General features: G+C 62.7%; 17 protein-coding genes and 2 pseudogenes. 4 read left to right on the top strand and 15 right to left on the bottom strand.

The features are described 5' to 3' along the window. Positions 1-5: 5 nt before the first annotated feature. The 3 genes from KXD97_RS06880 to KXD97_RS06890 all read right to left on the bottom strand — a co-directional run bounded on the left by KXD97_RS06880 (position 6) and on the right by KXD97_RS06890 (position 3266). Positions 6-485 (bottom strand): glucose-6-phosphate dehydrogenase, encoded by a 480-nt coding sequence (locus KXD97_RS06880; RefSeq protein WP_260756014.1) that lies wholly within the window; start codon positions 483-485, stop codon positions 6-8. A 195-nt stretch (positions 486-680) separates the two neighbouring features. Continuing rightward, positions 681-1550, bottom strand: a complete 870-nt coding sequence (locus tag KXD97_RS06885) for a mycofactocin-coupled SDR family oxidoreductase (protein WP_313901358.1) — start codon at positions 1548-1550, stop codon at positions 681-683. Positions 1551-1871: 321 nt separating this feature from the next. After that, positions 1872-3266 carry an IS1380 family transposase gene (locus tag KXD97_RS06890; RefSeq protein ID WP_260753034.1) on the bottom strand — a complete coding sequence of 465 codons (1395 nt, stop codon included), beginning with the start codon at positions 3264-3266 and terminating at the stop codon, positions 1872-1874. A 165-nt stretch (positions 3267-3431) separates the two neighbouring features. On the opposite strand from KXD97_RS06890, the gene KXD97_RS06895 reads away from it, so the two are divergent. Next, positions 3432-5078 carry an IS1634 family transposase gene (locus KXD97_RS06895; RefSeq protein ID WP_260756015.1) on the top strand — a complete coding sequence of 549 codons (1647 nt, stop codon included), beginning with the start codon at positions 3432-3434 and terminating at the stop codon, positions 5076-5078. A 113-nt stretch (positions 5079-5191) separates the two neighbouring features. Here KXD97_RS06895 and KXD97_RS06900 read toward each other — a convergent pair whose 3' ends face one another. The 6 genes and pseudogenes from KXD97_RS06900 to KXD97_RS06920 form a co-directional block, all read right to left on the bottom strand. Beyond that, positions 5192-6199 (bottom strand): ABC transporter permease, encoded by a 1008-nt coding sequence (locus KXD97_RS06900; protein WP_260756016.1) that lies wholly within the window; start codon positions 6197-6199, stop codon positions 5192-5194. A 5-nt stretch (positions 6200-6204) separates the two neighbouring features. Continuing rightward, a complete protein-coding gene (locus KXD97_RS06905; RefSeq protein WP_260756017.1) occupies positions 6205-6381 on the bottom strand; it encodes a hypothetical protein in 177 nt (58 codons plus the stop codon). 90 nt (positions 6382-6471) lie between these two features. Next, positions 6472-6600: pseudogene (locus KXD97_RS33270) on the bottom strand (hypothetical protein); the annotation flags it as partial. Beyond that, a pseudogene (locus tag KXD97_RS06910) lies at positions 6548-7771 on the bottom strand (ATP-binding cassette domain-containing protein); the annotation flags it as partial. The pseudogenes KXD97_RS06910 and KXD97_RS33270, both read right to left, overlap by 53 nt. Positions 7772-7783: 12 nt before the next feature. After that, positions 7784-9124, bottom strand: coding sequence for a sugar ABC transporter substrate-binding protein (locus KXD97_RS06915; protein ID WP_260756019.1), 1341 nt, complete (start codon positions 9122-9124; stop codon positions 7784-7786). A gap of 73 nt (positions 9125-9197) precedes the next feature. Next, on the bottom strand, positions 9198-10040 hold the full coding sequence (locus KXD97_RS06920; protein WP_260756021.1) for a phosphoenolpyruvate hydrolase family protein: 843 nt from the start codon (positions 10038-10040) through the stop codon (positions 9198-9200). Between the two features lie 251 nt (positions 10041-10291). On the opposite strand from KXD97_RS06920, the gene KXD97_RS06925 reads away from it, so the two are divergent. Both KXD97_RS06925 and KXD97_RS06930 read left to right on the top strand, forming a co-directional pair. Then, complete coding sequence (locus KXD97_RS06925; RefSeq protein WP_260756022.1) at positions 10292-12301, top strand: FAD-dependent oxidoreductase; 2010 nt, start codon at positions 10292-10294, stop codon at positions 12299-12301. A 271-nt stretch (positions 12302-12572) separates the two neighbouring features. Next, positions 12573-13490 carry a GntR family transcriptional regulator gene (locus KXD97_RS06930; protein WP_396885355.1) on the top strand — a complete coding sequence of 306 codons (918 nt, stop codon included), beginning with the start codon at positions 12573-12575 and terminating at the stop codon, positions 13488-13490. 17 nt (positions 13491-13507) lie between these two features. Here KXD97_RS06930 and KXD97_RS06935 read toward each other — a convergent pair whose 3' ends face one another. From KXD97_RS06935 to KXD97_RS06945, 3 genes are all read right to left on the bottom strand, one after another. Then, on the bottom strand, positions 13508-14629 hold the full coding sequence (locus KXD97_RS06935; RefSeq protein WP_260756023.1) for an aminotransferase class I/II-fold pyridoxal phosphate-dependent enzyme: 1122 nt from the start codon (positions 14627-14629) through the stop codon (positions 13508-13510). A 287-nt stretch (positions 14630-14916) separates the two neighbouring features. After that, positions 14917-15753, bottom strand: coding sequence for a phosphoenolpyruvate hydrolase family protein (locus KXD97_RS06940; RefSeq protein WP_260756024.1), 837 nt, complete (start codon positions 15751-15753; stop codon positions 14917-14919). After that, entirely contained in the window at positions 15750-16988 is a 1239-nt protein-coding gene (locus KXD97_RS06945; protein ID WP_260756025.1) for a Tm-1-like ATP-binding domain-containing protein, read from the bottom strand. The genes KXD97_RS06940 and KXD97_RS06945 overlap by 4 nt, the downstream gene beginning before the upstream one ends. A gap of 248 nt (positions 16989-17236) precedes the next feature. Here KXD97_RS06945 and KXD97_RS06950 point away from each other — a divergent pair, with 248 nt between their 5' ends. Continuing rightward, positions 17237-18298, top strand: coding sequence for an IS630 family transposase (locus tag KXD97_RS06950; protein WP_260754080.1), 1062 nt, complete (start codon positions 17237-17239; stop codon positions 18296-18298). Positions 18299-19081: 783 nt separating this feature from the next. Here the strand turns inward: KXD97_RS06950 and KXD97_RS06955 are convergent. The 3 genes from KXD97_RS06955 to KXD97_RS06965 are packed head-to-tail and all read right to left on the bottom strand — an operon-like array spanning position 19082 to position 21854. Further along, positions 19082-19735, bottom strand: a complete 654-nt coding sequence (locus tag KXD97_RS06955; protein ID WP_396885356.1) for a response regulator — start codon at positions 19733-19735, stop codon at positions 19082-19084. Positions 19736-19755: 20 nt separating this feature from the next. Continuing rightward, positions 19756-20979 carry a sensor histidine kinase gene (locus KXD97_RS06960; protein ID WP_260756027.1) on the bottom strand — a complete coding sequence of 408 codons (1224 nt, stop codon included), beginning with the start codon at positions 20977-20979 and terminating at the stop codon, positions 19756-19758. Beyond that, positions 20979-21854, bottom strand: coding sequence for a CPBP family intramembrane glutamic endopeptidase (locus KXD97_RS06965; protein ID WP_260756028.1), 876 nt, complete (start codon positions 21852-21854; stop codon positions 20979-20981). Before KXD97_RS06965 ends, KXD97_RS06960 begins: the two co-directional genes overlap by 1 nt. Positions 21855-21918 lie beyond the last annotated feature (64 nt).

Raw genomic sequence — 21918 nt, forward strand, 5'->3', positions numbered from 1 at the left:
GGACGTTAGCCCGGGGCGGCCGGGGTGAGCTCGACGCGCAGCGCCCAGTGCTCGTCGAGGATGCGGCGCAGCGCGGCGTCCATCGGGTGCGCCGATGCGAGGTCGTGACCGACTCCGCTGTCCACGACCACCACCGTGCTGTCCGGCAGGTCGGCCTGTTCGGCCTGATCGACGAGCGGATCGAACAACGCCGGCGGCGTGGCCAGGTAGTACAGCGCGTGCGGGGGATTGTTCAGCTCGGCGCCATAGATCAGTCCCTGCTGGGTGACGACGAACAGTTCGGCGACGAACCGGCCGTGACCGACCTCGGCGTGCCCCCAGGCCACTGCCTCGCGGCGGCCCTGTTCCAGCGGGTCCTGAACGGCGTCGGTCAACGTGAACATTCTCTTCACCGGTCCCCCGTCCCACCTGGGGTAGGCGTCCATCGCGGGGCGGAAATACCGTCGGAAGACCTCGCCGAAGAAGTCATACCGTTGCTCGCTCATCGCGGCTCCCTAAATTGGCGACACCTCGAGTGTGCGCGCCGATCGGCGGTCTGACCAGATGCCCTGACGAGAATTCACCGACTTGCCAGGTTCGGTGTGGGGGTACCACGACGAAATCTCCGGAGCGGGGATTCCTGCTCCGGAGATTTCGTCGTCGGCGTCCGGGTCAGTCTTGAGCTGACCGAGAACGCTGGCTTACTTGAACGGGTACGGGTTGTATCCATCCATAGCCAGGTGACCTGCATCGACCGGCAGCGCGATACCCGTGACATGCTCAGCGTCGTCGCTCACGAGGTACAGGATGCCCTTGCTCACGGCATCCGCGGGAAGCATCGATCGATTCTTGAGCAGGTGGAAGTGGCGCACGCTCTCCCACGCCTCCTCGCGAGTACCATCCGCCTTTCCTGCGAATCGCTCGTACTGCGGAGGATTGTTCAGCATGGTCGTGTCGATGGCTCCCGGGCATACCGCGTTGCACCGAACGTTGTAGGGGGCCAGCTCGTTTGCGAAGTTCTTCGTCAGGCCGATGACACCGTGTTTGGTTGCCACATAGTGGGCCAACTGGTACCCGGGTTGAAATCCGTTCACTGACGAGGTGAGAACCATTGCACCGGACTGACGCTCGATCATGTGCGGAGCCACGGCCTTCGCACTACGCCACACGCCGGTCAGATTCACATCGATCATGTCCTGCCACATGTCGTCGGTCATCTCCCAGAAGTTGGCCTGGGAGTAGATGCCGGCATTGGCCACCAGAATGTCGATATGGCCGAACTGGTCGATGCCCTGCTGCACGGCGGCATCGATTTCCGCCTGCTGACGGACATCGGCCTTGACGAACACCGCGCCCCGGCCCAGTGCCTCGACCTCCTTGGCCACACTTTGGAAGTCGTGATCATTGGCGAGTTCGTAGGGCACTGTGCTGATGTCGTCGACGATGTCGATGGCGACGATGTCGGCGCCGGCCTCCGCGAGTGCCAGTGCGTGAGCCCGTCCCTGACCGCGTGCCGCGCCGGTGACGAAGGCGACCTTTCCCTGCAGGTTAGCCATGATTATCCCTTTCATATCTGTTTCTTCTCAATTTTGGCGAGCGATTGAATCGCAGAATTTCGTCGAGAGTTCAGTTATCGAAACCCCTTTCGAGGCGACGGAGTTCATCCTGAGTTGGGTCACTTTGGTCAGTTTTGTAGGGTGGCGGTGTCTTGAGCTGCGGTGATGTCTCCGCTTAGCCTCGATCCACCGGTGAGCTGTCGGTGTGAAGTCGATTTCGATTGTGTGCGTTGGGCCCGGGGTGTGCCGTGAGGTGGGTGTGTGTGATGGCCCGATCTCGGTATCGGCTTGTTCCTGTGGGTCTTTCGTCTCGTGCGGGCGGTTGGGGTTGCTCTGTTAGGCCAGCAGTGGCCGGTTTCGGCCAAACAGACTGTGGAACAGGGTGTTCCACGCGGTTTCCCAGGGCCAGTTGCGTGGCAGGTGCAGGGTCAGGCGTCGGGCCGAGGAGGCGATGCGTGCCGGCACGCTGATCAGGGTGCGGCGGATGGTGCCGGTGCGGGCTTTGGCCAGCGCTGGTCCGGTCAGGGTGGCCGCGGCGCGGGTGAGGTTGAACGCCATCGCTGCGCACACCAGCCAGGCGGCGTTGGCGCCGAATCGCCCCGAGGGCAGATGGGCCAGAGCAGAGTCTTTGAGGTCGGCGTGGACCTGCTCGATGAGCGCGTGGCCGCGGTGGGTCTTGTCGGCGGTGACGGTATCGAGGTCGGTGGTGGTGAAGAAGGCATGGAAGCGCCAGGTGTCGAACAGGGTGGTCTGCCCCTCGCCGCTGGCGGGGTTGAGGTCGGGGATGCGCCGCACCACCAGCCTGCCGGGGATCTGCTCGCTGGTTGTGCGGGAGCTGAACGCGGTGAAGTCGATCTCGGCGACCTCGGCGCGCGAGATCCAGCGCTGGGTGTTCTCGTCGTAGATCGCGTCGGTGTACTGGATCGGGATCCAGGCGTCCTCGGGTATGGCGGCGATGGCGACTTTGACTTTTGGGTCCAGGCGCACGGTGATCGACACGTCGGCACCACCGCGCAGAGCAGCCGCCACGGTTGGGTAGCCGTAGAACGCCGAGTCGGCTCGCAGCAGCGGCCGGGTGGCTGCCGCCGAAGAGCGCAGTCGTGTCACGGTGGCCAGCGTGTCGCCGACGATGCGGGCAGCTCCACGTGCTGATCCGCAGGCGCCTTTGCGTAGGCGTTGGCCGCAGATGATCGGTGCACCATGCTCAGTGGTGAGCGTGGCGATCAGCGCATTTAACCCACGGACCCCGGAGTATCCGTAACCAGATCCCTGTTTGGTGTAGCCGTGCACTTCGATGATGGTGTCATCGAGATCAACACACACCGGACCGTCAACACCGGCCAGCACCGGAGTGCGTTCGTGCAGACCGGCCAGCAACCGCGCCGCCACGGCGTCGAGTTGGCGGACATGACCGAAGCTGAATTCGCGCAGGAACGATCCCAGCGTCGACGGGGCGTACGGGCGGTCGAACACGGTGCCCATCGCGCCGTGGCGCAGCAAGGCCATGTCATCGATGCTGTCAGCCCCAGCTACCATGCCCGCGACCAGCGACAAGACTTTCGCCCCGGCGTTGGCGCCCTTGTCGGTCGGCACCGTGATGTGCTCATCAGCCAGGCTGCTCAACCCGCACTGATGAGCCAGAGCGGCCATCGGGACCAGCCCGGCACACGACACCAGATTGGGGTCATCAAAGCGGGCTGACGCCACAGGACGAGTGTGAGATAGTTGCATCTACGAGATGCCCTTCGTTCTGACCGAATGTGATCCTAGACAAATCCCATTCTTTCACCGCGACAGGGCATTTCGTTTTTACAACCCGCCCCAACTCCTATTCGATCGGTGGATCAAGGCTTAGTGCCCCTGCTAGGCACTAATTTGGGTCAGTAGGCTGCCTGGATGGTGTGGATTCGGCGGGTGCGCACGGCCTCGGGCGCGACCGCGGTCCAGATCGCCGAATCCGTCGATGGCCGCCGCCGGATCGTGCGCCATGTGGGCTCTGCGCGTGATGACGCCGAGCTGGGTCTGCTGCTCGAGGAGGCCCGCCGGCTGTTGGCCGATGACACCCAAGGCGAGTTGGATCTGGGGATCACGCCGAAAGCCGTTCGAGCCCATATGGTTCCACCGCCAGCTGGCATGCTGTTCACCGAGGATGCTGGAGAATCCGCAGTACGGGAGTTGGTGGTGCGGCCGCGGGTGCTCAAGAGCTGCAGCGGGCTGCTGTATGACGCCCTGGCGCAGGTGTATGCCAGCCTGGGGTTCGACGACGCGGTCGGCGATGAGGTCTTCCGTGACCTGGTCATCGCCCGGGTGGTCGAGCCGACCAGCCTGCTCGACGCCGATCGGGTCCTCGCCGAGCTGGGACGTACCTCAGCGTCACTGTCGACCCGCAAGCGCACCCTGCGCCGTGCCCGCGGTGGTGGTTACCGCGACCAGATCGCCGCAGCGTGTTTCGCCCACGCCCGCACCGCCGGTGATGTCAGCCTGGTGCTTTACGACGTCACGACCCTGTATTTCGAGGCCGACAAGGAAGACGACCTACGCCGCGTGGGGTACTCCAAGGAACGCCGAGTGGACCCGCAGATCGTGGTCGGGCTGCTGGTCGATCGGTGCGGATTCCCCTTGGAAATCGGCTGTTTCGAAGGAAACAAGGCCGAAACTCTGACGATCGTGCCGATCGTGAAGGCATTCCAAGCCCGCCACGAGATCACCGACATTGTCGTCGTCGCTGATGCGGGCATGCTGGCCAGCGGCAATCTGCGCGAACTTGATGAGGCAGGGTTGCGGTTCATCGTCGGATCGAGGGTTACCAAAGCGCCCAACGATCTGGCCTCGCACTTCCATTGGCACGGCGACTTCTTCACCGATGGCCAGATCATCGACACCATCACCCCACGCGATCGACGCGGCACCGCGACCAAGACCAGCGACCCCAAGCGCAAAGCCGAGCCCGTCTGGGATCCGGCGACCCACACCAAGTCCTGGCGGGCGGTGTGGGCGTACTCGACCAAACGCGCGGTGCGCGACACCAAGACGCTCAACCTGCAGGAGAACAAGGCCCGCGCGGTCGTCGCCGGCGAGAAAGCCGCGCGGGTACCGCGGTTCATCAAGAACTGCAACGGTTCCCAAGAATTTGACGAGGCGTCGTTGCAGCGCGCCCGCCGCTTGGTCGGGCTCAAGGGCTACGTCACCAACATCGACGCCGCACTGATGCCCGCGACCGAAGTGGTCGCCAGCTACCACGACCTCTGGCACGTCGAGGCGTCCTTCCGGATGTCCAAATCCGACCTCGCTGCCCGGCCCATGTTCGCCCGCACCCGCGACGCCATCGAAGCCCACCTGACCATCGTGTTCACCGCCCTGGCCGTCAGCCGCGAAGTCCAGACCCGCACCGGCCTGTCACTGCGCCGATTCCTACGCACCCTCAAACCCCTGCGATCAGCCACCATCGACCTCAACGGCGTCATCGCCACCTACCCGCCAGCCCTAAACACCGAGGTCAACGCAATCCTCAACGCACTGAACGCCGAGAATTCAAGGCACTAAGCCAAATGACCCAACTCGGGGCAGAATTTCGTCGAGAGTTCAGTTATCGAAACCCCTTTCGAGGCGACGGAGTTCATGCATTGCGCACGTCACGTAAACCGTTGCGGGGCCGACTATTTCACGACGTCTGGCCTACGACGGTGCATAGTGAGGGCTACTGCGATGACGACAACGATGCCCATCACCACGTTCTGCAGGTGGGGGTTGACGTTGGTCAGGACCATACCGTTGTTCAGGATCGCAATCACCAGAACGCCGATAATGGAGTTGGCGGCGCCACCAGTGCCGCCGGCAAGACCCGTTCCGCCCATGACGGTGGCCCCGATCGCCAAAAGCAGGAATGGCTCGCCCATCCCAGGGCTCGCGCTGGACGCACGCGTGAGCTGGAGGAGCGCCGCGATGCCAACGAGCAGGCCACTGATCATGAACGCATAGAGTTTGACTTGCGTGACGGGGACCCCGCAGAGCCGGGCGGTGCGTTCATTTCCGCCGATCGCGTACAGGTAGCGACCGAAACGTGTGTAGCGATAGGCCAGAATCGTCACGACGAGCACCGCGATCGCCCACAGGGCAATTCTCGGAAGACCGGCGATCCTGCCCGTGAAGAGATCCGCGAATCCACCCGGCATCAGCGTGATCGGTTGACCGCCGGAGAGGAAGTTGGCGAGACCGTCGAATGCGAAAAGTGTGCCCAACGTGACCAGGAATGACGGCAGCTTTCCGAACGACACCACGGCGCCGTTGAGAAGGCCGCAAACCAGGCCGAGCAGGGGCAGCATCAGCAAGAGGGTGTTGGTTCCGGCATACTCAGCGAGCATTGCTCCGACCACAGCACATAGCGCCAGTGTGGAACCCACCGATAGATCGATGCTGCCGGTGAGGATTACCGTGGTCGAGGCCAGGGTGATCACCAGCAGGACTGACGACGCACTCAGAATGTTCGTCATGTTCTGAAATGACAGGAACACCGGACTGGCCAATGCGAATCCGACGATCAGCGCCGCAAGCACAACTGCGGGACCGAGATTGTCGATCACCTTCAGGGCACGTTCACGCGTGGACGTTGATTCAGTCTTGATTCCGGGAACATGCTGTTCAACAACAGGTTTCAACGAGGTCATGGGTTTCACACCATCCTTGCGATCAGTTGCGCCTCGGACGGCTTGGCCTCCGGGGCGGCGGGTAGGGTGTCGGTTACGACGCCGCTGTTCATGACGACCAGTCGGTTGGATAGACCAATGATTTCGAGCAGGTCATCGCTAATGAGAAGGATGGCAACGCCGTTATCAGCCAGGTCTCGCATTACGTCGTAAATCTCTTCTTTGGCGCCGGCATCGACACCTCTGGTCGGGTTGTCCAGAATGAGCAGCTCCGCTCCGGTCGCCAGCCACCTCGCGAGTAGCGCCTTCTGTTGGTTGCCACCACTGAGAGATGTGATGGGGGAGCTGTGCGACTTGGTCTTGATGCGCAAACCTGGCGATGAGTTCGACGGCGGTGCGACGTTCAGACCTTCGTTTGACAAGCGGCTTTCCCACTGTGGTGTAACTACCGACAGTGATGTTCTGCCCGACAGAGAAGGTCTCGATCATTCCGTCGAGTTTGCGGTCCGCACTGACATAACCGATGCCCTTGCGTACCGAGGTCCGGGGAGAGTCTTGAGACAGAGCCTTACCCTTGTACTCGACAATGCCACTGCTGATCTTCGAACCACCGAAGATGGCGCGACCGAGAAGGTTCTTGCCGGATCCCAGAACCCCGGCAACTCCCACGATTTCGCCTTCCCTCACAGACAGGCTGACATCGCGGAAATGCTTGTCGTCACTGAGCGATTGGACGCGTAGCACTTCAACATCGTTTGGTTCGCGTTGACGGTCCTCTCGGTAGAAGCTCCCTTTGCGCTCTCGCCCCACCATGCGGTAGTGCAACTCGTCTTCGGTGAGAGCGTCTGCGGCCGCTTCACCGACGAGCTCCCCGTCTTTCATGATGACGATGCGGTCACTCCACCCAATGAGCTCCGGTAGCCGGTGAGATACGAAAACCATCGCGCTCTGCTGACGTACGGTGTCGATCAGTCGGTGAAGGAATTCAACTTCCTCCCCGGACAGCGAGGTCGTCGGCTCATCGAGCAACACGATCGGCTCGTCGTAACCGAGCAGGCGTGCCAGCGCGAAGGCTTTCAGGATCTCCACGAGCTGTTGGGCCGGGAACGGTAGATCACCGACGCGGGCGGACACATCGATCCAGTCATGGCCGTATTCGTGCATGATTTCGCGCGCGTGCTGGATTGCCGCGTTGCGGTCGAGCACCCCGGCTCGCGAGAACAGGGACTCATGCCCAAGGAACAGGTTCTCCCATACCGTCATGTTGGGTAAAAGGGCCAGCTCTTGGAACACTCGGAACACGCCGTGACTGTTGGCCTCCTTGTACGACCGCATTGTCACCGTGTTTCCACGGATCGACAATGTGCCGGCGTCGGCTGAGTCGGTGCCACTGATGATGTTGAGCAAGGTCGACTTGCCCGCCCCGTTTTCGCCGATCAGGCCGACCACTTCCCCGCGTCGAACTGAGAACGAGACATTCTTGAGGGCATGCACAGGTTCGAAAGTTCTTGTCAGACCTTTGACCTCGAGCAAGAACCCAGCGCTTGGAGCGTCGCCGCGTTCAAAGGTGTCGGCATTGCTGGAAACCATCATCACGTTTCTCTTTCAGCCCCAGAGGGAGAGCTCGGCCCCGCCGTCGCCGCACAGCTTGCGGACATCAGCAAACGGATCGGACTTGTAATGGCTGCGGTACAGTTCGGCGGTGCGGTCGAGTTCGCCGCTTTCGTAAGCCTGGCGGTACGCCTCCGGAATCACGTAGCCGGCAGGCTTCGGCCGCTGTAGCGCGAAGTAGGACTCAAACTCGATGGGCGCCATCAGATTTTGTGGGTCCCAGTCATCGGGGTGGAGGGCTTTGGACATCTTCGCGTAATCGAACGGGAACTGGGAGCCGCTGTACATCAGCTTCTGATACGCATCGGCGGCTTTGTCCGTGTCAACGATGAAGCCGCCTGAGAACATCATTCGCTCAGACGCGGAGAGTTTGACCCCTGCGAGTGCATCGTATGCCTTGACCATCAACGCGGCGCCGAGCCAGGCGCCGTGGTGCGCCCATGTCGCGAAGGCGACTTCCGGTCGGCTTTGCATCGCCTTGAGAAAGTCGGGTATCGCGTCGATGCCGGTGACCGGCACTGTCATACCGCGAGCGTTGAGAGCATTGACCACCGCGACGGCCGAGTCGTCGTTCTGACAGAAGATGCCCTTGACGTTCGGGTGAGCGGTGAGCAGCGACTCGATCACCGGTGTTGTTGATCCGCGATCGAATTCACCTGGCTGGCGGGCGACCATATTGATGTTCGGGAACTTCTTCAGCGCGGCGTCAACGCCGACGGTGCGGGTGATGTCGACACTGTTTCCGGGGACACCGGTGATGTGAATGAGTTCTCCGGCCCCGCCCATCTTCTTGAAGAGCTTCTCGGCCAGAGTCTGAGCACCCACGATGTTGTTCGGTGTGACGAACGTGTAGAACTTGTCGCCTATGTCGAACGGGGTGGTCCACGGGGCAAGATTCCACCCCAGCACCGTAAAGATGTTCTCTCGTTGTGCCATACGCAGGATTTCCGGGGAGATGCCCGGGTCGGCCAACATCGAGCTGATGGCATTGACCTTCTGAGAAGGCGCCGCCTGGTACATGGCGATGACCTTCTCGTTGTTGAACTCGTCGACTTGCTGCTTACGCGTGATGCGGAAGACCGCCGCGGCTTCTTCGGAACCCTGCGACCAGCCCTGGAAGTAGGCGTTGTTGAGGGTGTAGAACTGGTCGGTCACCGTCCAGCCGTGTTCGCCGACACCTTCGGCGGCGGTGGGTACCGCACGGGTGGTGTTGCTACCGCCGCATGCCGACAGAAGTCCACCGAAGGCGAGGGCGCCTCCTGCAACGGCGGTGCCGCGAAGCATGTTTCTCCGCGAAATGATGAATTGTCCGGGATCGCGATTTCGTTGCGACATCGGGGTTCCTCCAAGCTTATTGGTCAGGTTCAGTGATTCGAGTTCGGCTGGTACGAAAGTGGTGTCGGCGTGCTTACTTGCGTGAGCCGTTGGTCGAGGCCGCGTTACGAAGCGTTTTGAGCAGCCGCATGTTCTCGGTGATTGCGATTTCGGTGGGAATACGTTCGACTGACGAGGCCCCAAAGAATCCGGCCACGCCGGTGGTGCGGTCGAGAACGTAATTGATGTCGTCGGGCTCGACGATGGGGCCGCCATGGCACAGCACAACTACGTCATCCCGGATGGCGACCGCCTCGTCCCGGATCGCCTGGACCTCCTCTACGCATTGATCCAGCGTCTTGGCCGTCTTTGCACCGATGGTTCCTGCTGTCGTCAAACCCATGTGCGCGACCAGAATGTCTGCTCCGGCCCTTGTCATATTCGCTGCGTCGATGGGATCGAAGACATAGGGCGACGTGAGAAGCCCGAGACCATGAGCTTTGGCAATCATCTGCACCTCGAGATCGAAGCCCATGCCGGTTTCCTCGAGGTTCTGCCGGAAGGCGCCATCAATCAGACCGACGGTCGGGAAATTCTGCACTCCGGCGAAGCCGAGCCGCTGCAGCTCCCGCAGGAACACGTCCATGTCCCTGAAGGGGTCGGTACCGCAAACCCCGGCCAGCACAGGGACATTGCGCACCGCGGGTAGGACCTCCCGCGCCATGTCCACCACGACGGCGTTGGCGTCCCCGTACGGAAGAAGCCCAGCGAGCGAGCCACGGCCGGCCATACGGTATCGACCCGAGTTGTAGATGATCAGCAGATCGGCTCCGCCGGCCTCAGCACATTTGGCCGAGATACCGGTGCCCGCTCCGGCGCCGATGATGGGGCGCCCCGCGGCGATCTCCTCGTGCAGTCGAGCCATGATCTGGTTCATAAACGTGCCATCTCCTTGAAGGTTGCTACCGCGGTTCGTTGAAGAAAAGGGGGGCGCGGGCTAGGGTTTCGGGCGGTGTGTCCGCCATCACACGATGTACCACTTATGTACCGGATGTCAAGGGCTCGCGCCAGAACGGTGGCCGAAAAGAAGTTTTGCCCGAAAACGGTCCGCGGCGGGTACATATCTGGTACATCTAAGGCGTACTCGGCGCTTCAGCCCACAGCCCCTTCCCCCACTCATCAGCGCCGGTGCCGCTTGAAGCCGACCAGAAAGAAAGGCTCACCATGGAGTATCGACAGCTGCTGCGCGAAGGCCGAATCAACGGGATGCGTACGAAGAACCGGATCATCGCGGGCCCGATGGAAAAGGCCATGGCGAATCGGGATGGAAGTTTGAATCAGCGCTACATCGACTACGTCGTCGAGCGTGCGCGTGGCGGGGCCGGACTCATCAACGTCGAATCGACGTATGTCGATCCGCGTGGGTTGGGCAATCCCTTTCAGATCGGATGCCACGACGACCACGTTGTGCCGCAGTTGACTCGGCTCGCCACCCTTCTGCATGACGAGGGTGCCAAACTCTCGATGGAGCTCTACTTCGCGGGCCGACAGTCAGCATCGACGGCGAGCCTGCGGCAACCCTTGGCGCCATCGGTCGTGCCGTGCACGTTTTTCGACCCGGTACCTATCCCGCGAGAGATGACCCTCGAGGACATCCGGGAAGTCGTTCAGGCCTTCGCGCGCGCCGCCCAGAGGTGCGTGGACGCAGGAGTGGACATGATCCATCTGCACGGCGCGCACGGCTACGTGCTGGGCCAGTTCCTGTCGCCATGGAGCAATCAGCGCACAGATGAGTACGGAGGAAGCGAAGAGAACCGTGCCCGTCTGGCCCTAGAGGTGCTCGCGGCGGTCCGCGAGGTTGTGGGTCCGGATTACCCGATCGGATACCGCATCTCGCTCGACGAGTTCCTGGAGGGAGGCCTCACTCCCGAACTCACGATTCCTTTCTGTCTGCGGCTCGTTGACGCAGGCATTGATCTGTTGGACGTCACGGGTGGGATCTATGAGACCGGCGGTCAGATTTTCCACGGTCCAGAGCAGCGGCGCGGCGGATTCGTTGCCATGGCGGCCGAGTTGAAGCGAGCGGTGCAAGGCCGCGTTCCGGTGAGTGTCACCCAGAAGCTCGGTGATCCCGACTTCGCTGAAGAGGTGATGGCGCGAGAAGATTTCGACTACATCTCGATGACGCGCGCCTTCCATGCCGATCCACACTTCGTGCGCAAGATTCAAGAAGGCCGGCCCGCCGACATCAACCGCTGTATCGGATGCCACACCTGCTTGAACCTCTTCTTTGGCCGCAAGGTGGCACATTGCGCCGTTAATCCACATACGACTTTCGAACGAACCCGCGCGATTCGGCCGGCCGGACGACGCCGCGATGTTGTCGTGGTGGGAGGTGGTCCCGGAGGGATGACTGCCGCACGCATTCTGGCGCGTCAAGGTCACCACGTGACCCTTTACGAAGCCTCGTCTCAGTTGGGAGGGCAGCTCAACCATGCCTCGAAGGTGGCCGAAGATTACGGGTACTTTGTCACATGGCTGACGCATCAGATGGACAAGCTGCACGTCGACGTGCGTCTCAATCAGCAAGTGACAGTTGACGATCTGCTGAACATGCCTGTCGACGCGGTGGTCATCGCCACAGGCGCTGCGGGCGGGCATGACTACGCCGGCGGTGACCATGGTGTTCCCAGCTATACGCTCTTCGACGCCTTCAACCGGCCGGCGCAGGAATGGGACGGGAGCATCGTCGTCTCGGGAGCAGACGCGGAAAGTTGCTACCTGACGCTCCACCTTGCCACCAGCGGTGCGCACATCACCTTGGTCGACCCGAACGCGGAGTTGGCGGTGAACAAGGACAATCCAGCGCGCGGGCTTCTTCAAGCCCAGATCGAAGCGCTGCCGAACGTCGAGTTCCTTCCCGAAAGCACTACCGAGGAGATCGGAACCGGGTTCGTTCGCATCCAACAGAAGGGCGAGTACCGAACGCTCAAAGCGGACTCGGTCGTCATCGGAGGTCGTGTCGCCGAGAATTCGCTCTATGAGTCCCTCATGGCCCGCGACCACACATTGGAGGTTCATCAGGTGGGCGACTGTGTGCGCCCGCGCGACATCCACGACGCTGTGCATGAGGCGGCGCTGGCCGCGGAAGAGATCCGAGTGCGTCTTGACGCCGACGCCCTTCGCCCGGTGCCCTGACCAGGCTGAGCCGCACTGGTTTCGCCGGCGGCCGGCATTGGCCGCCGCCGGCGAAGCCGCCCGGCGGGAACGCGCTCCTTCCGACGGCACGCCTCACACGGGCCCCTACGGTGCCAGCAAAACTGTTAGTGTTGTACCAATAGTGTGCCGAGGCTAGGCTGAGCTATCAGGACCTGGGGTGGGTACAGGCAACGAGGGGGTAGGAGGCCGGGTGACTGGTCAACGACGGTTCGCTGATCTCGACATTTCACTCCGCGATGCACTGGAGTCCGTGGACTCACGCTCCAGGAAGGATTTGCGGACACGGCTCGCTGCGACACTGAGAGGTTGGATCGCAAGCCAGCAGGTGGGCGAACTTCTGCCCTCAGTTCGAAGCGTGGCGGAGACCGTTGGTGTCCATCGCGCGACGGTGCACGCCGCATTCGCCGCGCTGGAAAGCGAAGGGTTGGTGGCAAGGAAAGAGAACGGTCGATTCGTCTGCGCGTCGGCGACCCCGCAGAGCGTCGACGCCTTACTCGCTGAGGCCGCGGACGCCGCGCTGCGAAGTGGGATGTCGGAGGAGGATTTCACCGCCCTTGCTCGCAGGTCATTCGAGAACCGGTCCATCCACGAGGTTCGTGTCGTGTTCGTCCGTCACGAATCGGACTTCGCCATCGACGCCGAACTGTTGTCGCACTTACTTGCCCACCCTGTCCAAGCAGTAACACTCGACGCCGTTGAACCCACGCCCAACACCGTGTTCGTCGCTACCGTCGCACACGTGTCCGCCGTGCGAGCCCGCGTCAGCGGCGTCAACGACACCTTCTCAGTAGGCCTCGCTCTGGATACCGATCTACGACTGGCGGTGTGCGAGCTACCGACGGCGGCCCGCGTTGGGATCGCGACTCACGACGACTCGGAATACCGCTACGTATGTAGCCGACTCGCTGAAATCCGGCCCGACTTGCAGGTTGAGCTGACTGGCCGCGATTCCCTTTCGAAGGAGTGCGAGTTGCGTCTGGACGTCCTGCTACATTCCGCCGACGTCCCGGCCCCCTCGACCAACGACCGCGTTGCACTTCGCCAATATCGCACTGGAATCACCTCGAACGAACTCGCCTTCCTCAAGGCCAGATTGATGACGCCGGACTCGGCCAAGGCGACGGCGGACGGCTTCAATCGGCAGAGGACAGAATCAGCGACCGACTGACTGCCGTTGACGACGATTCACGTTTGAAGTTGACGCGCGTGTGCCAGCGCACGCGCGAGGATCGGAAACGCCGCGGAGCGTACCTCAGGCCGCAAGCCGAGGTTGATGCGGAATCTGCCCGGCATTCCGAAGCAAATTCCTCCTGGCGCCAGCAACAGTCCGTACTCTTCGGCGACGCTGTTACACCACGCGTCCGCATTGGGCACGTGGATGGCCGGAAAGGCGGTAGTACCGCCGTCGGGAAGGCAAAGGTCTACCAGTCCCGGCTCATGGTCGACCAGAGCGGCGAACTCAGCGAAACTGTCGTAGATCAGCGAGCGGGCCCGACCTAAGAGTGCATCGGCGTTCCGCAATGCCAAAATTGCTATCAGTTCAGACGTCGTCGATGGCATTCGTGACGTCCACCGCTGCATGGACCGCACATCGTCGACCAGCAACGTGGGGCCGGCGACCCAACCCAAACGGAGTCCGGGCAACCCGTGGACCTTCGACAGGCTACCGATTGAGACTCCGTTGGGCGCAAGCGAAGCCACAGGCAAAGGTACTGCGGGGACACCCATGGGCACACCCCGAAATACTTCGTCGACGATCAGCAAGCCGCCGTGACGGGCGAGCTCTTGCGCGAGACGTGTCAGGGATTCCGCAGGGACGACTTGGCCCGTTGGGGTCTGTGGAGAACTCAGAAAGGCTGCTGCGGTGTTCGGCCGGATATGAGGCAGGATGTCGTCCACAGACAGGGGCGGTGGCACGAATGTGACATCGACACCGCTCGCACGCGCGATCGAGACTACGCTTTCGTGACTGGGCAGCGAGACTATGACATGCCGGTCCGAAACGCACAACAGACGCGCCACTGTCGCCAGCGCGTCACCGGCTCCGGAGCTGATAGCAACGTTGTCCGGTATCAAGCCGGGCATCCCACTGACCACGGCCTCGCGCAGCTCGACACTTCCACCAGTGGGTCCGTAATCGAATACCGTTGTCGGGTTGATGAACTCGGTGGTGTCGACGTCGGTCAGCACAGCCAGCTCGTGCAGCGACATCGGCGCGACGACGCTGGAACTGAGAACGTGCGAGGCGACGGATCTGTATGGCGCTGACCACGCCGTGTGGCCGAACGGAATCTCTTCAAGTGACATCTTGCGTTCTCCCAACGTCCTTGCGCTTGCCCTCAATCAATCGTGAGGACTGCAGATGCGGTGCAACCATGCTCGGAGAACAGGGCCGCGGGCGCGGTCTCAACCTGTTCCACGTTGTAGACACTGCGAACGACAATTGTTCCATCGTGGCTCCGAGATACCGCGTATTTTCCCGAAACCGACGGTGTGGGATCCAGGCATACCAGTCTCCAAGTGGGTTCGTGGTGAGCGAACCACACAGGCCGGCGACATATGTCGCAATGCCCCCGTTCCATGGCACAGTCCCCCTAGAGCCGAGCGCGCCCTGCCGGCGAGCTGGCCTTGAGTTTGCGCATCTGCCCGGTAATTGCTTCTTCGGTCGGGATCCTCTCGACGCTTGATGCGCCGAAGAACCCACTCACACCCTGGGTCCGGTCAAGGACGTATTGCACATCCGCCGGTTCGACAATCGGCCCGCCGTGACAAAGCACGAGAATGTCGGAGTCGACAGCGCGCCCCGCTTCGGCGATCGCTTGAACGGCCGTCACGCACTCGTCGAGCGATCTCGATGTTTGGGCTCCGATCGTGCCGGACCGGGTCAACCCCATATGCGCCACGAGGATATCGGCGCCGGCCTCTGCCATGGCTTTGGCGTCGTCAGGTGTGAACACATAGGGAGCCGTGAGCAGACCCAACTCACTGGCATGCCGCACCATCTCGACTTCCAGGCTGTAGCTCATACCGGTCTCCTCCAGGTTCAGGCGGAAGGTACCGTCAATCAATCCGACAGTGGGAAAGTTCTGCACTCCGGCGAAACCGAGGTCAGCGAGTTGGCGCAAGAACACACCCATGTCGCGAAAGGGATCGGTGCCGCAGACGCCGGCCAGGACCGGAGTGTGGTCTACAACAGTGAGGATCTCGCGGGCCATATCCAAGACCACCGCATTGGCATCGCCGTAGGGCATGAGGCCCGACAGCGATCCACGTCCGGCCATCCTGTAGCGACCGGAGTTGTAGATGACGATCAGGTCTGCTCCACCAGCTTCGGCACACTTGGCGGACAGCCCGGTTCCAGCGCCCGCGCCGATGATCACGCGTCCTGTCGCGATCTCATCTCGCAGGACACGTAACACGCGACCGCTCATGAATGCCTTTCGCGAATATCTGGATACGCCACCTGCATCAGATCGTGTAGCCGCGACGCCATTGCGACGCCGAACTCGGGATCATTCAGAGTCATGTCGAGCACTTCCAGCGGAATCTCGGGGTTGAGATTCTCTGACAGCGCCTTCTCAAGTGCTGCGTCGGCTTCGGGCCAGAAGAAACTCCCGCCTTCCACGTCAATGCCCGACACTCCCCGTAACGGAAAATACACCGCCGAAGGCCCAGTCGCGGCATTAACCTTCGACGCAATTTCCTTACCGATCAGCTCGTTTTCCGACGGAGTGGTCCGCATCAAGGTAACCGTAGCATTGTGCCGATGGAATCGACGTGTCGAAAACCTCTCTGGCACAGTATCTTCTGGGCCGAAGTTCACCATATCGACGGCTCCGACGGAAACGACCTGCGGTATACCGCGCCGTCCAGCGGCCGTCAGGCGATCCGGTCCGGCGGAAAAGACACCGCCCACGAGGTTGTCGGCCAACTCGGTGGTGGTTGTGTCCAACATGCCGTCCACAAGTCCGGCATCGATGAGGCCTTCGAGCGCCTGGCCGCCCGCCCCCGTGGCATGAAACACGAGAACTTCATACCCACGAGCCTCGAGGTACTCACGGGCGGCAGTGACGCAAGGAGTGGTGAGGCCGAACATGGTCGCTCCGATAACGCGCCCATGACCCGAGCTCGGCACTTCAGTGCGTTTCGCCAGTCCGGCCGCTGCAGCCGCGGCGTTGTTGAGGATCTTCGCGCTGATCCGATTGATTCCGGCGATATCCACTATCGAGTTCATCATGGTGATATCGGTATTGCCCACGTAGGCCCGCGTGTCTCCAGAGGCAACGGTAGACACAAGGAGTTTCGGCGTGCCTACCGGCAACTCGCGCATCGCGGCGCTGACAAGAGTCGAACCTCCCGTGCCCCCAAGCCCGGCGACCGCATCGAGATGGCCTTCGGCGTGGAGTCGCCGCAGAAGAACGCCCGCGCCTGCCGCCATCTTGTTGAGTGCTTCGGCACGGTCTCCACGCTCGCGAAGCTCCGTGAGCGACGTTCCCGCAAGCTCAGCGACTACTTGGTTACTGTGATCGGCTTCTATCCCGACGGGATCCTGCACGCCGGCATCAATAACGATCACATCAACGCCATTGTCGTACAGCCGATCTCGCAAGTACGCATACTCGCGACCCTTCGTGTCGAGCGAACCGACCAGCACTATCTTCTTCACCTTGCCTCCAATTCGTAACTAAGCCATTGCGGGTTCACTACGCGGGTTCACATGTGCTCACAGTTGCGGCGGCGGCGCCCGTAATCCACGCGAGAAGGGTGGCGCCGGGGCGTACGACTAAGCCCGTTCTCCGGTGCCGAACGAAGGGGCGCGCCACATCACGCGCGTGCCTGCCTTGGCGCTGAAGATGCAGCTGCGCAGCTAGTGTCATGCGTCATTAATTAGTTTACAGTGTGGGATGATGGTGTATGCCGTCATCTGCGCTGGTGATCAGTTCTGAGGATCGCGTGACGTTGGAGTCGTGGACGCGGTCGACGACGGCATCTGCCGGTCATGTCGAGCGGGCCCGGATCGTGCTGGCGGTGGCTGATGGTGCCGGCACCTCTGGCGCAGCCCGGCAGGTGGGAGTCTCGCGACCGACGGTGATCAAATGGCGGGATCGATTCGCCGCGTACGGGATTGATGGACTTGCCGACGAGCCTCGCAGCGGTCGACCCAAGACTGTCGACGACGCGGCGATCCTGGCAGCCACCCTGGAGCCGCCGCCGGAGGTTCTGGCGGTCACCCACTGGTCGAGTCGACTGCTCGGTAAACACCTCGGCGTGGGGGACGCCACGGTCGCCCGGGCCTGGCGCCGTTACGGGGTCAAACCCTGGCGCCGGGAGACCTTCAAGTTCTCCACCGACCCGGAGCTGGAGGCCAAGGTCCGCGACGTAATCGGCCTCTACTTGAACCCGCCGACCAACGCGATCGTGTTGTGCGTAGATGAAAAGTCCCAGATTCAAGCCCTCAACCGGACCCAGCCGATCCTGCCGCTGCGTCCCGGGTTGCCCGAAAAAGCGACCCATGACTACCAGCGCAACGGCACCGCCACCTTGTTTGCCGCACTCGAGATCGCCACCGGCAAGGTGACCGACCGCTGCTATGAGCGGCACGGCAAAGCGGAGTTCCTCGACTTCCTCAAAGCGGTCGCCCGCGCTTACCCCCGACGGAAACTGCACGTGGTGTGCGACAACTACCACACCCACAAGCATGCCGACATCAACGCCTGGCTGGACAAGAACCCCCGCGTGACACTGCATTTCACGCCGACCTCAGGATCCTGGCTGAACATGGTCGAGGTGTTCTTCTCGATCATCACCCGCCAAGCCATCCGCCGTGGCTCGTTCAACAGCGTCAAAGAACTGATGGCCGCCATCGCCGCGTTCATCCAAGGCTGGAATCAGCGCTGCCACCCATTCGTGTGGACCAAATCCGCAGACGACATCCTGCCCCATACCCGTAAACCAAATTCAGACGCGAGACACTAGCGCGCCGAAACACGTCGCACTGCAGGGTTTTCGGCGACATCGATACTCTCCAACCTGGTTCACAAGCAAAAGGTCGCAAGCTGCCGGCTCCATCCGCAGGCCCCGCAAGGGAAGCGGTCGAGCCGGCCATGCTTCTTCACGTTGTGTGACGTGGATCATTATGTACCGAAAGTGTGCCGTTAGACAAGGGGCCTCGCCTCTCGCTGGCGCCGTTGCGGCGATTTTTGATAAACGACCAAGATTTCGGACCTCTTGTGGAATAGTTCTGGTACACCTCAGTTGGACGATGCAGCTGACCCGCGGCGCGACGAGCGTTTCCTCGGCTGACCGCGCAGATCAGCCCTTCCTCCCCGGAGGGTGTTCTGTCAGCTTGTCCGGGAAGCCCAGGAAATAAGCCGACGGTGGCCTGAACCGCAGGCGTGGTGGCTGTGAGCGTTCGCCGTCGCCGCCGACCTTCCCGCTTCACTTCCCACTGGACGGACCCGAACACGATACGAAGGTGTAGGAGACGGATGAACATATGGAAGGCAGTGCACATCACTCTGCCCGCCACGCTTACTGCTCACGAGATTTCGGATCATGTCATCGCGCAGATCCGCATCATCGCCACGGAGGCAGGCGAATTTGTCAACGGAGTTCGCGTGGGCCTTCCGATTTCCCGGAGCGACGGGTGGTGTATCTGGACTGCGTCGTACTTGCCGGGCCCACCTACGGCGTTCCCCGCATCCGTGACCGCCAGTGGCGAGCCACGTATCGGAAGCGAATGACGCAGCTTGAACTCGGTCAGAACTCGCTGAGGTAGGTCAGCACCGCGAGGACTCGGCGGTCGCCGTCGTCGGAGAGCGGGAGCTTCGCGAAGATGCCGCCGACGTGCTTGCGCACCGCCGCCTCGGACACGACGAGCCGCTGTGCGATCTGGGCGTTGGTCAGGCCCTGGGCCATGAGTCCGAGGACTTCCTCCTCGCGGGGTGTCAGCGCCGACAGCACGCCTTTCCTGCGCGAGGCGCCGACGAGGGCGACGACGATATCAGGGTCGATGATCATGGATCCGGCGGCGATGTCACGGACCGCGTCGAGGAAGTGGCGGACATGCGCGACTCGGTCTTTGAGGAGGTAGCCGAGACCGCCGCGGCCGGTGTCAGCGGTGCGATCGAGCAGTTGGTCCAGTGAGCCCACCGAGGTGTATTGCGACAGGATGACCACCGGAAGGCCGGGTGTGGCCCGCCGGAGTTCGATCGCAATCCCGATGCCCTCATCGGTGTGCGTAGGCGGCATCCGGACGTCGGTGATCACCACGTCCGGGGCATGAGTCCGCGCCGCGGCGCGCAGCTCGTCGGCCGATTCGACCGCCGCGCACACCTTATGGCCGTCCGATTCCAGGACGCTGACGATCCCGGCGCGCAGCAGCGGGGCGTCCTCGGCGAGGACGATCCTCAGAGGGTCACGACCGTCTCTCGTCACACCGGGCATCGCATGCTCACCTCGGTGGGTCCGCCAGTGGGGCTCGAGATCGTCAGTGTGCCGTTGCCGGCCTCGACGCGAGCGATCAAGGTGGCCAGCCCCCGGCCGGGACGGAGCACGGCGCCGCCGCATCCGTCGTCGCGAATCGTGAGCCGCCACAGGTCCTCATGCCGTCCGGCGGTGAGGGTGACGGTCGACGCCGAAGCGTGTTTGACGATGTTCGTCAGCGCCTCGTTGAGCACTAGGTAGGCGGTGTGCTCGACCGCCGGCGGCAGGCGCCGGGGGACCTCGGTATCGCCGAAGGCGACGTGGACCGGCAACGGGTAGGGGCCGACCAGGTCGGTGACGGCCGCGATCAGACCGTGCTCGGTGAGTGCCCGGGGCATGATGCCGAGCAGCACCGAACGCAGTTCGGCAGCGATGTCGTCGACCTGGCGGTGCGCGTCGGCGGCCAGACGGCCCGTGTCGTCGTCGCCGTGGGCGTTCTCGGCGATCCCTAGCGTCAGGGCCAGCGCCACCAGCCGGTGCTGCACACGGTCGTGCAGGTCGCTCTCGATGCGCCGGCGCTCCTGTTCGACCGCGGTCAACAGCGCGGTCCGGGATTGCTCGAGCCGGGCCACTTCGCGTTGCAACGCCTGCGGATCGGTCAGCGCGGCACCGGCGAGCTGCCCCAGCGCGGCGGCGTAGGCGCCGACCAGATAGGCCGTCAGGATCAGGAATCCGGCGCCCAGCAGCGCCGCGATCCACGCCTCGCCGGAGCTGTCGACCAACCACAGCGCGACGTTGATCGGCTCGCCCGGCCGGACCAGCCACGGCGCGGCCACCATCACGGTGGTCAGAATCGCCAGGAAGCCCACCATCACCACGCCCAGCGGTCCGGTGATCAACGCGGTGAACAGCACATAGCCGACCTGACGCGGGGTTGGCAGGCGCTGCTCGGCACGGGCCCCGGCCAGGTCGCCGCGGATGCGTTCCGCGGTCTGTTCGTCGATCAGCGACAGGCGGGCGCATTCCACCTCCAACAGCGGCGACGACACCGCGTTACGCAACGAACGCGACACTCCCAGAACTAGTGTCAACGGCATACCGACGATCAGAACGGCGCTCAGTACCCCACCGAACAACGTGCACACCAGTGCCCGCCAGGGCCACGCCGACAGCAGATACCGCGGCCCCGACGCCATCGCAGCGCCCAACGACGGAGCCGGAGCCAGGACCATCATGCGAGTTTAGGTCCACCGGTATTCCGGCTGATCACGATCACCGTGACGAAGGGCAGCAGGCCGACGCACAGCAGGAATGTGGTGTCGTTGATGCCGACAGTGTCGCCGAAGACGTGGAGCATGCCGGCCGAGGCGACGAGATTGCTACCGGCGTGCAGCATCGCGCCCGGCCAGACCGAGTCGGTCGCCGACCACAGCCAGCCGATGAGGAACTCCAGCAGAATGCTCAGCGGCAGCCACCACAGCATGCTCCAAATCGCCTCTGCCGCAACGGTTCCGCCGCCGAAGTAGCCGACCCAGGGTAACGGCCAATGCCACACCCCCCAGATGAGGCCGGTCAGAAAAGTGGTAGCGACCGGGCGTCCGGGCACCAACCGGTCCCGCAGATACGCCGTCCACCCATACTCCTCACCCCAGAAGATCGGCGCCGTCACCACGCATACGGCCGGCCCGGCTGCCAGATACACCCACGCGGCGGTGCTCATCTCGAACTGCTGCGGCGACCACATTCCGGCGAGCACCGCGACGGCCACGGCGAGAAGCAGCACTGCCCACGGAATGGTCGTGGCGGCGAGGTAATACGGCCAGGACGACCGCCAGTTCGGGCGCAGACCGGAATCGGCGAAACCCTGTCGGGTGATCCACCGCCGGACCACGCACGCCGCGATGGCCGGCACGAAGGCCGCGGTGGCCAGCTGGGTCAGCGGGTTGTCGAGCGATCCACCGAGGAGATGCACCACCGTCCACGGAATCCACGCTCCGGGGAACGCGAGGCCCAAAAACCAGCGGACGCCACGGCGCCGCTGTTCTGGCGGTTCGCGCAGCGCGATCTCGACGGGGTTACGGCAGCCGGTCGTCGATGAGGCATTCATCCCTTGAGTCCACCGGAGCACGGGTCCCACGTCGGTCACCTGCGCGCCCGGCTGACGGTAGCGC

It is taken from the genome of Mycobacterium sp. SMC-8 (genome assembly GCF_025263565.1).
In the GTDB taxonomy this organism is placed as follows: Bacteria; Actinomycetota; Actinomycetes; order Mycobacteriales; family Mycobacteriaceae; genus Mycobacterium.

Coding starts and splice junctions, on each gene's coding strand:
- KXD97_RS06880 (WP_260756014.1), bottom strand. CDS start 485: ATGAGCGAGCAACGGTATGACTTCTTCGGCGAGGTCTTCCGACGGTAT.
- KXD97_RS06885 (WP_313901358.1), bottom strand. CDS start 1,550: ATGAAAGGGATAATCATGGCTAACCTGCAGGGAAAGGTCGCCTTCGTC.
- KXD97_RS06890 (WP_260753034.1), bottom strand. CDS start 3,266: ATGCAACTATCTCACACTCGTCCTGTGGCGTCAGCCCGCTTTGATGAC.
- KXD97_RS06895 (WP_260756015.1), top strand. CDS start 3,432: ATGGTGTGGATTCGGCGGGTGCGCACGGCCTCGGGCGCGACCGCGGTC.
- KXD97_RS06900 (WP_260756016.1), bottom strand. CDS start 6,199: ATGACCTCGTTGAAACCTGTTGTTGAACAGCATGTTCCCGGAATCAAG.
- KXD97_RS06905 (WP_260756017.1), bottom strand. CDS start 6,381: ATGCGAGACCTGGCTGATAACGGCGTTGCCATCCTTCTCATTAGCGAT.
- KXD97_RS06915 (WP_260756019.1), bottom strand. CDS start 9,124: ATGTCGCAACGAAATCGCGATCCCGGACAATTCATCATTTCGCGGAGA.
- KXD97_RS06920 (WP_260756021.1), bottom strand. CDS start 10,040: ATGAACCAGATCATGGCTCGACTGCACGAGGAGATCGCCGCGGGGCGC.
- KXD97_RS06935 (WP_260756023.1), bottom strand. CDS start 14,629: ATGTCACTTGAAGAGATTCCGTTCGGCCACACGGCGTGGTCAGCGCCA.
- KXD97_RS06940 (WP_260756024.1), bottom strand. CDS start 15,753: ATGAGCGGTCGCGTGTTACGTGTCCTGCGAGATGAGATCGCGACAGGA.
- KXD97_RS06950 (WP_260754080.1), top strand. CDS start 17,237: ATGCCGTCATCTGCGCTGGTGATCAGTTCTGAGGATCGCGTGACGTTG.
- KXD97_RS06960 (WP_260756027.1), bottom strand. CDS start 20,979: ATGGTCCTGGCTCCGGCTCCGTCGTTGGGCGCTGCGATGGCGTCGGGG.
- KXD97_RS06965 (WP_260756028.1), bottom strand. CDS start 21,854: ATGAATGCCTCATCGACGACCGGCTGCCGTAACCCCGTCGAGATCGCG.